Source organism: Terasakiella sediminum, assembly GCF_033100395.1.
GTDB lineage: Bacteria > Pseudomonadota > Alphaproteobacteria > Rhodospirillales > Terasakiellaceae > Terasakiella.
The window spans coordinates 25,754-37,279 of record NZ_JAWLVJ010000030.1 but is presented as its reverse complement, the minus strand read 5'-3'; the positions used below and the strand labels follow the sequence as shown (position 1 = coordinate 37,279).

The 11,526-nt window shown below is 48.2% G+C and carries 12 protein-coding genes; 2 read left to right on the top strand and 10 right to left on the bottom strand.

Going from position 1 to position 11,526, the window contains the following annotated elements; translation table 11 throughout:
* Positions 1-158: 158 nt before the first annotated feature.
* From bioB to recO, 3 genes are all read right to left on the bottom strand, one after another.
* Positions 159-1,154 carry a biotin synthase BioB gene (bioB, locus tag RYZ26_RS17840; RefSeq protein ID WP_317684611.1) on the bottom strand — a complete coding sequence of 332 codons (996 nt, stop codon included), beginning with the start codon at positions 1,152-1,154 and terminating at the stop codon, positions 159-161.
* A 270-nt stretch (positions 1,155-1,424) separates the two neighbouring features.
* The gene (gene parC, locus RYZ26_RS17835; protein WP_317684610.1) at positions 1,425-3,656 is read right to left on the bottom strand and encodes a DNA topoisomerase IV subunit A; all 2,232 of its coding nucleotides are present in this window, start codon (positions 3,654-3,656) and stop codon (positions 1,425-1,427) included.
* 48 nt (positions 3,657-3,704) lie between these two features.
* On the bottom strand, positions 3,705-4,421 hold the full coding sequence (gene recO / locus RYZ26_RS17830) for a DNA repair protein RecO (RefSeq protein WP_317684609.1): 717 nt from the start codon (positions 4,419-4,421) through the stop codon (positions 3,705-3,707).
* Between the two features lie 99 nt (positions 4,422-4,520).
* Here recO and RYZ26_RS17825 point away from each other — a divergent pair, with 99 nt between their 5' ends.
* Both RYZ26_RS17825 and RYZ26_RS17820 read left to right on the top strand, forming a co-directional pair.
* Positions 4,521-6,716 (top strand): tetratricopeptide repeat protein, encoded by a 2,196-nt coding sequence (locus tag RYZ26_RS17825; RefSeq protein ID WP_317684608.1) that lies wholly within the window; start codon positions 4,521-4,523, stop codon positions 6,714-6,716.
* A gap of 13 nt (positions 6,717-6,729) precedes the next feature.
* Positions 6,730-7,086 (top strand): hypothetical protein, encoded by a 357-nt coding sequence (locus RYZ26_RS17820; RefSeq protein WP_317684607.1) that lies wholly within the window; start codon positions 6,730-6,732, stop codon positions 7,084-7,086.
* On the opposite strand, the gene RYZ26_RS17815 is transcribed toward RYZ26_RS17820, so the two are convergent.
* The 7 genes from RYZ26_RS17815 to RYZ26_RS17785 all read right to left on the bottom strand — a co-directional run bounded on the left by RYZ26_RS17815 (position 7,080) and on the right by RYZ26_RS17785 (position 11,524).
* Positions 7,080-7,385 (bottom strand): hypothetical protein, encoded by a 306-nt coding sequence (locus RYZ26_RS17815; protein WP_317684606.1) that lies wholly within the window; start codon positions 7,383-7,385, stop codon positions 7,080-7,082. The two genes, RYZ26_RS17820 and RYZ26_RS17815, sit on opposite strands and share 7 nt — an antisense overlap.
* A 12-nt stretch (positions 7,386-7,397) precedes the next feature.
* Positions 7,398-8,312 carry a GTPase Era gene (era, locus tag RYZ26_RS17810; RefSeq protein WP_317684605.1) on the bottom strand — a complete coding sequence of 305 codons (915 nt, stop codon included), beginning with the start codon at positions 8,310-8,312 and terminating at the stop codon, positions 7,398-7,400.
* A complete protein-coding gene (gene rnc / locus RYZ26_RS17805; protein WP_317684604.1) occupies positions 8,312-9,007 on the bottom strand; it encodes a ribonuclease III in 696 nt (231 codons plus the stop codon). The genes era and rnc overlap by 1 nt, the downstream gene beginning before the upstream one ends.
* Positions 9,008-9,010: 3 nt before the next feature.
* Positions 9,011-9,715, bottom strand: a complete 705-nt coding sequence (gene lepB, locus RYZ26_RS17800) for a signal peptidase I (RefSeq protein ID WP_317684603.1) — start codon at positions 9,713-9,715, stop codon at positions 9,011-9,013.
* A 62-nt stretch (positions 9,716-9,777) separates the two neighbouring features.
* On the bottom strand, positions 9,778-10,188 hold the full coding sequence (gene acpS / locus RYZ26_RS17795) for a holo-ACP synthase (RefSeq protein WP_317684602.1): 411 nt from the start codon (positions 10,186-10,188) through the stop codon (positions 9,778-9,780).
* Positions 10,185-10,925: a pyridoxine 5'-phosphate synthase gene (locus RYZ26_RS17790; protein WP_317684612.1), complete on the bottom strand. Its 741-nt coding sequence runs from the start codon at positions 10,923-10,925 to the stop codon at positions 10,185-10,187. The genes acpS and RYZ26_RS17790 overlap by 4 nt, the downstream gene beginning before the upstream one ends.
* Positions 10,925-11,524, bottom strand: coding sequence for a DUF2062 domain-containing protein (locus RYZ26_RS17785; protein ID WP_317684601.1), 600 nt, complete (start codon positions 11,522-11,524; stop codon positions 10,925-10,927). Before RYZ26_RS17785 ends, RYZ26_RS17790 begins: the two co-directional genes overlap by 1 nt.
* Positions 11,525-11,526: the final 2 nt, after the last annotated feature.

Here is an 11,526-nt window from a genome sequence, read left to right as displayed (position 1 = left end):
GATAATCACGCTGTGTGCGCTTAACCCGCTTGTTTTCTTTGTTTCCCATAATAAGTCTCCAATCTGTCAACTTATTTCAGGACGGGTCAAACCGAACAAAAAAGCCGCTGCGAGAAATTGCAGCGGCTTTTTTTATGCTTTGTAATAGAAAGCTTTGATTAGCTGGCTTCCAACATTGGCTTACCTTCGCGGTGTTCTTCAGGCGTGATGCCAAGCTTGGTGAACATTTCCTGGTCAGCGTTGACGCCCTGGTTACCGGTTGTCAGAAGCTTGTCACCATAGAACATGGAGTTCGCACCTGCAAAGAAGCAGAGAGATTGCAGCTCTTCGCTCATTTCCTCACGGCCCGCAGACAGACGGACGTAAGACGCAGGCATGACGATACGAGCAACAGCAATGGTTTTTACGAAATCGAAATGATCGATTTTTGCTTTTGCTTCAAACGGCGTACCTTCAATCGGGATCAGCATATTGATCGGAATGCTTTCCGGATGCTTTGGCAGGTTTGCCAGGGTCACCATCATGGATGCGCGGTCAGACTGGCTTTCCCCCATTCCGATGATGCCACCTGTGCAGAGCTTGATGCCCTTATCGCGACAACGATCCAGTGTGGCCAGACGGTCATCAAATGTGCGTGTGGAAACGACTTTGTCGTAATATTCGCGCGAGGTGTCGATATTATGGTTGTAGTAATCCAGACCAGCCTCTTTCAGCTGTGCAGTTTGTTCATCAGACAGCATGCCAAGAGTCATGCATGTGTCCATGCCCAGACTCTTGACAGAGCTGACCATATTGATGATTTCCGGCATGTCACGGTCTTTAGGGGAGCTCCAGGCTGCCCCCATGCAGAAACGGGTTGCCCCACCCTCTTTCGCCGCTTTGGCGGCTTCGATGACTTCGTTTGTCGGCATCATTTTGGATGCTTTCAGGTCCGCATCGTTGTGCGCACTTTGAGAACAATAGTTACAGTCTTCTGCACAACCACCTGTCTTGATGTTCAGGAGAGTGCTGAGCTGAACTTTGTTCGGGTCAAAGTTTTGACGGTGAATGGACTGTGCATGAAACAGCAGGTCATTAAAAGGTAAAGCAAACAGCGCTTCAACTTCTTCAACGGTCCAGTCATTACGAGGCGTAGCAGAAATTTGAGGGGTCATTTTTTCGATCTTCAGTTATTAATACCTGAGTGGCGTACCACGTTATTTAGTTAATTAAATACGCGACCTCAAGCAAAGATTCAAGATAAATCGGCATTCGAATACCGATTAATTTTCTAAGGGTATATTTTTCAGTAAGTTAGCCTGTTAAGCCGTGCACTTTGTTGTTTCCTGAGACGGTATTGTAGTCTCTGCAGGCATGAGTGAACGGTATGCAGCTACTGTAATTGCATAAAGAAGATCCCGGCTTTCACCGGGATACAATCTTTTTTATGAAAACTTGTTGTTCCGTGGGAAGCCGTTTGGTGCCATGCGGCCGGCCCCTGCCCGTTTTCCTATCCATGGCAGCAAATCTGTGACGGTACGGGTGCGTTCACTCCCCCCACCCATTTGCCAGGATAGACCGTCTTCCAGATTGAACGTGATGATATCGGACATGCCGCCATCACGGTATTTTTGCAGGATTACGCCACGGCCCCGATTCATTTCCGGCAGTTCTTCTGACTTGAAGACCAGGATTTTACGGTTGTCACCTACAACAGCGATGGCATCGCCTGTAATTGGCTGGCAAACCTTGGCTTTTTCCTTGTCTTGCAGGTTCAGAACCTGTTTGCCGTTTTTGGTCTGGGCAACGACGCCTTTTTCTGCAATTGCAAAACCACGCCCGGCACTGGAGGCGACCAGAAGTTTGCGTTCCGGATCATGAATAAACATATCGATGATATCGTTCTCATTGCCGATATCCACCATCAAACGGATCGGTTCGCCATGTCCACGGCCCGGGGGCAGTTTGTCACAGCCAATGGTGAAGAAACGGCCATTGCTGGTGAAGGCCAGCATTTTATCTGTGGTGTAGCCTTTGATTACAAAGCGTGCTTTGTCGCCATCTTTGTATTTGATTGCGTCTTCATCGTTGTTGTGGCCTTTAAAGGCACGGATCCAGCCCATTTTTGAGCATACAATGGTCACTGGCTCACGTTCGATGAACGCTTCAAAATTAACGATGTCAGCACTTGGGGCATCGCCAAAGTCCGTGCGGCGTTTACCAAGTTCTGTTTTCTGGCCGAATTGCTTTTTGGTTTCTTTAATCTCGTCAGCAATGGTTGTCCATTGCATGGTCTCATCAGCCAAAAGCGCTTGCAGACCTGCGCGTTCTTCACTCAGGTCATTATGTTCGGTCTTGAGTTCCATCTCTTCAAGTTTACGAAGGGAGCGAAGGCGCATGTTAAGAATGGCTTCGGCTTGGACTTCGGTTAGTTTGAAGGTGTTCATCAGTTCCTGTCTGGGGTGGTCTTCTTCGCGGATAATGCGAATGACTTCATCCAGATTGAGGAATGCGATCAGATAGCCTTCCAGAATTTCCAGACGGCGTTCAATCTTTTCCAGACGGAATTTGGAACGACGCTGAAGGACCACACGGCGGTGATCCAGAAACGCTTGCAGAACTTCACGCAGATTCATCACCCGTGGGGTCTGATCCGCATCCAGCACGTTCATATTGAGATTGAAACGAATCTCTAACTCCGTGAGTTTGAAGAGTTGTTCCATCAGAATTTCAGGTTCGACTGTGCGGTTGCGCGGTTCGATCACAATGCGAACTTCTTCAGCCGATTCATCGCGGATATCAGCCAGCAAAGGCAGCTTTTTCGCGATTAGGAGCTCAGCCACTTTTTCAATCAGCTTGGATTTTTGAACCTGGTACGGAATGTCAGTGACCACGATCTGATACATACCGTGGGACAGTTCTTCTTTTTCCCATTTGGCACGCAGGCGGAAAGCACCACGCCCTTTTGTGTAGGTTTCAATGACGCTGGCGCGATCTTCGATCATCACACCGCCTGTCGGGAAATCGGGGCCCGGGATCAGGTCTACGAGCTTTTCAATCCCCGCATTGGGGAACTTAATCAGATGCAGGAGCCCGTCACAGAGCTCACCCGCATTGTGGGGCGGGATGTTTGTTGCCATCCCCACCGCGATCCCGCTGGAGCCATTGGCAAGCAGGTTTGGAAAGGCAGCGGGAAGAACGATAGGTTCTTCATCTTCACCGTCATAGGTGTCGCGAAAATCAACCGAGTCTTCATCGATATTGCGCAGCAGCGCCATGGCGACTTCGGTCAGGCGAGCTTCAGTGTAACGCATGGCAGCTGCGTTATCGCCATCAATGTTACCAAAGTTCCCCTGTCCGTCGACCAATGGATAGCGAACGGCAAATTCCTGTGCCAAGCGTACCATGGCTTCATAAACGGAACTGTCACCATGGGGGTGATATTTACCGATCACATCCCCGACCACGCGGGCACATTTCTTGAACCCTTTTTGCGGGTCCAGTTTCAACTGGCGCATGGCAAATAACAAACGACGATGCACGGGCTTAAGGCCGTCGCGTACGTCTGGTAGTGCACGGGATTTAATGGTGGAAACAGAATATGCGAGATATCTCTCGCCAAGGGCATCGGCTAAACGGGTTTCGCGGATATCACCCACAGGTAGGTTATCAGACATTTAAACTCAAAAAGATGATCATTAACGTTTGGACCATAGTTTAACGATCTATTTCAATCGGTCAATAAATCGCTTTCGTGCGGGCGGAATCTTCTTGCCGACTGGCGCCAGAATATGTTTGGAAATAAAGTATTCTGTGACCTCAAATACACTCAAAAGGTCTTTTTTTGTCGGTTTTACTTCATCTACTAGCAGATGGTAAGGTAAAGGGAAAAGCTTGGTTTTATAAGGTTCTCCCGCTTCGCGACTGACGGCACGTCCGGTTTTTGGAGAGATGTAGATCAGGTCGCCCGTCTGCCCGGTGGCTGCGCATGAAGTTAGGTCCAGCCCAAAGCCAAGTTCATTTAAAAGACCTAATTCCCATCTATGATAAACTTCGGGCCACAATCGTGTTTCTTCCAGCATGTTTAGAAGGATCAGGGACGCACCAAAAATACCTTCAACCGATTGACGCTCAACGAGGCAGGCCTCGCACATGGCACACAAGGTGTTCAGGTTAGCAAGGCGGTCGCGGTTGGTGATTGCTTTTGCACTGAAGCTTTCTTCTGCCTCTATCTGATAAGTGCCAAGGTGTTCGTCCAGTCGTCCTTTCCATTCTACGCGCAAAAGATTCCCTGGTTGAAGCAACGGGGCCAGTCTTTTACCTGCCCCGCCACGAACCAGACCACTATGGCGACCATGTCCACGGGTCAACAGGGATGCGATGACACTGTTTTCACCATGTTTGCGGGTGGAAAGTACGATACCTAGGTCGGTCCAGAGCATGAAAAACCAAATTAAATCAAAAAACTCTTGGGAAGATGGCCTATGATTTCATATGATGGAAGCCAAAATTTGAACAAATCCATCAAAGGGGTGTAGGGCGTGTCGGCATTTTCAGGCTTGGATAAGCAAGCGCAAGAAAATGAACTATCTGATCAAGGTATTGATTCTAAAGAAAAAGAATCAAATCATACCCCTGCCCCTATCAGCGTGTCTTTATCGTTGGCGGCCGCTATTCGTGCCCATAAAAAAGGTAAGATGGAAAAGGCCGTTCAGATCTACAGCGGCATTTTACGTAAATATCCAGATCATGCGGATGCAAATTACCTGTTAGGCGTTGCGGCGTTTGAACGAGGACTGAAAGAAGATGCCATCGCGATGATTGAGCGCGCGATTAAATCTGAACCGGATAATGCATCTTACTATGGTAAGCTTGGTGAAATCCTGACCCTGATGGGGTTTGTGGAACGTGCTGATGAAGCTTATGAAAAGGCGGCAGAACTCGCACCCGGTGATGTGCGCTTTCATTTGGGGCGCGCCCAGATTATGGAACGCAATGGCGAGATCGAAAAAGCTTTGCAGCAATATCGCAACATCATTGAAAGATGGGACGATTCTTACGAAGCCTTTTATCGCTGCGCAGCCATCGAGGCACGAATTGGTGAACGTGACGATGCCCGCACGCATGCAAAACAGGCGATTGCGATTAAAGAAGACTATGCAGAAGCACATTTTCTCTATGCCTTGCTGATCAGTGCGACCGGTGAACAGAAAGAAGCACGGGCACATTTTGTGCTGGCCTCTCGCCATAGTGCCAGCCGTAATGACCTTCATCTGAAGATTGCGAATAAGCTTATTCAATTGCATGATTATGATGGGGCGATGAGTGCGCTTCATCGTGAAACCAAATTGAACCCGAAAAATTCGAAAGCCTTTTGCCTGATGGGGGATTGCCTGTCCGCAAAGGAAGAATATGAAGGGGCGGTTTTAAGTTATGATCGTGCGATTGAAAATAAACCAACTTTGGCAATAGCTTATGCGCGACGTGGACTGGCGTTACTGGCCCTCGGTCATGTTCAGGATGCACATGATTCCTGTCAAAAAGCGGTGCAGATTGCACCAAATGACTGGGAATCCTTAACGGCCCTTGGCATTTTGTTGCGTGAAGATGATAAGATCAATGAAGCGATCGATGTTTTGGCCCGTGCTATAAACGTTGCCCCAAATCAGCCAAAGCCCTTACTTGAAATTGCCTTGGCTTATCAGGACAATCTGGATCTCATACAGGCGCTGCATTATATCCGCGAGGCACAAAGCCTGAATGTGAAAGATTCGGAAATTGAATTCCGTCTTGGGCAGATGCTGCTGCAATCCGGGGACTGGGCCCATGGCTGGAAAGCCTATGAAGCGAGAAAGAAATTAAAAACATATCAGCCGCTGCTTTCAGGGAAAGATATCAGCGTGCCACAGTGGGATGGCAAACCGCTTGGTAATAAAAGAATTATTCTTTTTGCCGAAGGTGGATTTAGTGAGGCCATTCAGTTCGTTCGTTTTGTCGGTGATGTCAAAGACCGGGTAAACGACGTTTATATTTGTTGTCAGAAAGACTTGGCCCGTCTGTTTGCAGCGGTTGACGGTATTTCTGGTGTTATCCCCCATGGCACGCCCCTGCCCCGTCATGACGTGGTTGCTTCGTTAAATAGCCTCCCCTTGTTGCTGGGGCTCAAGGATGAGACGGACCTACCGATCTTCCAACCCTATCTAAGTGCTTCGCCAAAAGACGTGAAGGTCTGGCAGGAACGTATTCAACAGGATGCGTCAGGAACGGCTGTAGGACTTGTCTGGCAAGGATCGAAGGACTACCGCAAAGATTCCCGGCGTTCCCCTGGTATCTGGCCGTTTTCACGGTTGTTTTATATGCGTGACCTGGACTTTTTTGGTCTTCAGGTTGGCGATGGCAGTGATGTGCTGACTGATCCGCAGCTATCCAAAGTGGTCAAGAACTACGGGATTGATCTGCTGGACTTTGCAGATACGGCAGCTGTGATTGAAGCTCTTGATTTGGTGATTACCTGTGACAGTGCGGTTGCTCACCTTGCAGGTGCTATGGGAAAACCTGTCTGGATGGTATTGCCCCATGCAGTTGACTGGCGATGGGGTATTCCGGCAAGTGGAGAAGGTGTTGCTTGCTCCTGGTATCCATCTATGACTATATATCGCCAAGCTGTTGCCGGGGATTGGGCAGACGTATTTGCCCGTCTGGGGCAGGAACTGGATCGCTTTACCCCATCTAAATAAAAGGAATATTATTGTGGGACGTCAGACACCAGTCGATTTCGTCATTAAGAAACTGCGTAAAAAACTCGGTGACGAGGAGATTTTATGTAATGAAGATCATCGCATTCAGGTGACAGAAGAAGATAACGGCAATTTGTTCATCAGTGTGGAACATAACCTTGAACCGCATACAACATGGCTGGCGCTTTATTCTGATGAACTGGATATGGACTTTGATGTTTCTTACAATGAAAAGTCTGGCAAAATCTTGAAAGACAAGAAAATAAAAGCTGTAAATGAGATGATTAAATTTACCGGGGATGATCTTTTCTCAGAAACGCTGGCTGAGAAAATCCTGACATTTAATGAAGAACTCAAGAAAGCTCAGTAGCCTGTAATCCCCAGGAAAGTGACGAGGATCAGCAGGCCTGATGTGACGATTGGAAATAGGATATAACCCCAGCAGGCAAGCATGGTTGCTTTAAATAAAAATTTGCTGGGGCAAGACTGCCGCTTGAAAACTAGAATAACGCCCAAAATCAAACAGAAGAGCGGTAGTTCAAAGTAGGTGCTGGTATATAAGTTGTAGAGCCCATGGTCAAATCGCGTATCTTCGGGCATCATCCACATGACGATGCTGAAAACCCAGATGAGAACAGATACGATTAGGCTGGCGCGGAAAAGTAACATGATTTCAGTACTCTACGCGTTATAGTCCAGACCCCAGTAACTAAAGCGTTCAGGATCATCACCCCATTTGTCGCGGACCTTAACGAAGAGGAAAAGGTGCACACGGCAATCCATGATCTCTTCCAGTTCTTTGCGGGCATTTGCGCCAATCGCTTTGATCTGCTGGCCACCTTTACCCAAAATAATCTTCTTTTGCCCGTCACGCGCTACATAGACCACTTGCTCGATTTTAATGGAGCCATCTTTCTTTTCTTCCCAGGTTTCTGTTTCAACCGTTGTGGAATAAGGCAGTTCCTGACGGAGTTTGTGATACAGCTGTTCCCGTGTGATCTCCGCAGCCAAAAGACGTTCCGGCATGTCTGAAACCTGATCTTCCGGGAAGAGCCACGGGCCTTGCGGTAGCTTGTCTTCCAGGAATTTCACAAAATGGTCCAGTCCATCGCCTTTTTTCGCCGAAACCATGAAGGTTTCTGTGAAAATTTCTTCCTCATTCAGGGTCTGGGCGAGTTCAAGCAAATTTCCTTTGTCTACAACATCGATTTTGTTGAGCATCAGGATTGCTTTGCGGTTCTGGTCTTTTAACGTATCGATGATGTTGCGGGTCTCATTGCAAATCCCGCGTCTTGCGTCCACCAAAAGGACGATCAGGTCAGCGTCCGCCGCCCCACCCCAGGCCGCCGCAACCATGGCGCGGTCCAGACGGCGTTTTGGGGCGAAAATACCAGGGGTATCGACGAAAATGATTTGTGTTTCATTTTGCATCATAATCCCCAATACCCTTGTACGTGTGGTCTGTACCTTTGGGGAAACAATAGAAACCTTTGTCCCAACCATATGATTGATCGCGGTTGATTTTCCGGCATTGGGGGCACCGACAAAAGCAACAAAGCCTGCGCGTTGGGTCATAGGGTTAAATTCATCTGTCATTATTTCTTTTCCGTGAGTACTTTTAACAGGGCACCTGCAGCAGCTTGTTCTGCCTGTCTTTTTGAATTCCCCTGCGCACGTTGCGGGGTGTAATTTTTTACCATAACTTCGATCTCAAAAACAGGGGCATGTGCGGGCCCTTCCTGAGAAACGATTTTATAGAGCGGTAAGGGTAAGCCCCTGCCCTGTGCCCATTCCTGCAGGGCCGTTTTATTGTCCTGTGGCGGGGTTGGGTCTTCTTCAATGATTTCCTGCCAGAAATGATGAATGAAGGCCTGTGCGGCCTCTAAACCACCGTCTAGATAAAGGGCTGCGATTACGGCTTCACCAGCATTGGCAAGAATGGCAGCATTTTGACGTCCACCTGCAGCGGCTTCTGCGGGCAGCATATCAATATAGTCGCCCAATTTGATTTTATTGGCAACGCGCGCCAGGGCTTCTTTGCGAACCAAGGCTGTATGACGACGTGCCAAATCCCCTTCGGTATCTTTTGGAAAGCGTTTCAGCAGCAAATCGGCAATGACAAGACCCAGAACCCGGTCACCTAAGAATTCCAGGCGCTCATTGTCGATGGCCTGTCCATCTTTTTTACGGCGATGTGTACTGGAATGAACAAGCGCGAGCTTCAATCGGTCTTTGTCTTTAAAGACATATCCGATTGTTTCTTCAAGCTGCGAAGGATTAGCCGTCGTCATATATTATTCAATACCTGAAAAGAGACGACCAAACCGGATGGAAGATAAATCCCAAGCTGGTTCAAGCGTGTCTTTCGAATAGAACAGGAATTCTGCACGACCAACAAGGTTCTTTGCCGGAATGAAACCGACTTTTGTCAAAACGCGACTGTCTTGTGAATGGTCCCGGTTGTCCCCCATCATGAAGTAATGTCCAGGTGGGACATTGAAGACCTGCGTATCATCCAGTGAGCTCCAGTCATCGGACTCTTCAAGAATGTAATGTTGGCGCCCGGAAGGAAAAGTTTCTATATATCTTTTGGCTCTTAGAATACTGCCATCTTTGCTACGTGTGACGAATTCATCGATGAGTTCACGTTTTACCGCTTCACCATTGATGTGGAGAACGCCTTTAATAACCTGAATTTTATCCCCAGGCAGACCGACAATTCGTTTGATATAGTCCGTTGACGGGTCGCTTGGCAGCTTAAATACTGCGACATCCCCGCGTTTCGGGGCATCTTCGAGAATACGACCATCAAACAGGTTTACGCCAAATGGTAATGAATAAGTGCTGTACCCATAAGAAAACTTGGATACGAAAAGATAATCGCCAATCAATAAAGTTGGCTTCATAGAACCTGATGGGATGTTGAAAGGCTCATAAGCGATTGTGCGAATGCCCAAAGCCAGAACAATGGCCCAAAAAACTGTTTTAATCGTATCCATGGATAAGCTTTTGTTTTGTGTTAAATTTCAAGCGTGATGAATCGAATCTTATGACCTGATTGTCAAGCATCATCTGTGTCGGGAATGGCAGAAATAATGACCATCGCATGTGCCATGGGATATTCATCTGTCAATGACACATCAATCTGGGCCTTCATGCCCTTGGGGGTGAGTTCTTGCAACTTCTTTAAAGCGCCCCCACGAAAGGTCATAGTTGGCTTTCCTGAAGGAAGATTGTCGTTGATCAGGTCGCGCCAAAAGACGCCTTCTCGAAAGCCTGTCCCCAAGGCTTTGGCGGCTGCTTCTTTTCCCGCATAGCGCATGGCATATCCGTTTGCGACATGGGCGCGCCTTTCAACTTTTTCTTTTTCTTCAGGTGAATAGACGCGGTTGATAAAGCGATTCTTAAACTTTTCGAGCGTCTTTTCAATGCGGCGAATATCGATCAGGTCCGTGCCGATTCCAATAATCATTTCGCACCCGTTCTGGCTTCATCCATGAGGCTGCGCATTTTTTCCATGGCTTCGGCCAAACCGCAAAAGACAGCTTCACCGATGAGGAAGTGCCCGATATTAAGCTCCTGAATGGTTGGGATTTCAGCAATCGGTTTTACGGTGCCGTATGTGAGCCCGTGACCTGCGTGACATTCCAGCCCAAGTTCGTCAGCATATTTGGCTGCGGCGATGATACGTTGCAGTTCTTTATCACGTTCTGGCCCGGTTTCTTCACAATAGGCCCCGGTATGGAGTTCGATGACAGGTGCGCCAAGGGCTTTGGCTGCATCCAATTGCACAGGATCAGCTTCAATAAACAGGGAAACCCGCATGCCAGCATCGCTGAGACGCTCGACATAAGGTTTTAGCTTGTCAAAGCCGCCTTTCGCATCCAGGCCGCCTTCTGTTGTGCGTTCTTCACGTTTTTCGGGCACGATACAGGCTGCATGCGGACGATGGCGAAGCGCAATTTCTACCATCTCATCAGTCGCGGCCATTTCGAAGTTGAGCGGTAGATTTACTTCATTGGTTAGGCGCGTGATATCCATATCTGAAATATGGCGACGGTCTTCGCGCAAGTGGGCTGTAATGCCATCTGCGCCAGCCTGTGCCGCCAATTGTGCGGCACGCACCGGGTCAGGGAAAGTCCCGCCCCGGGCATTTCTGATGGTTGCCACGTGATCAATATTTACCCCAAGGCGTAATTTATTCTGCATCATGAGTTTGATGATCCTGTAAATGTGGATTTCTGTGCGATGGCGTGTTTTTTAATACGGCGGGCGTGATATCGTTTTACCAGTTCCTGAATAGGGAAAAAGAACAAAATCCAGGCCACAACAAAACACGGTGCCCCCCCAACAATCATCGGCCAGAGAACGGGCCAGGCAATCTCACCGATATAGGCAAGATTAAAGCTGTAAAGTGCATCAAGCAATTGTTCAAAAAAACTTATGAAATCAAGGTCTTCTTTTGAGTTTTCAATGCCTGCCCCCATATAAAGGCCAAGCTTGTAAATGCCGATCCAGATAAAAGGAAAGGTCCATGGGTTGCCGACCAATGTGCCAATCCACGAAGCAAGAAGGTTGCCACGAATGATCCACGCAAATAGCGCCCCAAAGGCCAGATGCAGCCCGACAAATGGCGTAAAAGAGATTGCCGCACCACAAGCAAAGCCAGCTGCTATGCTATAAGGGGTGCCTGGAAGTCTTGCGACGCGATGGCCGACATAACGTGAAGATCGCTTCCATCCAATTTTAGGCCAGAAGAAACCTAAAACTCTCTCCATAAATGGCGATTTTTCACGACGTCTAAACATGG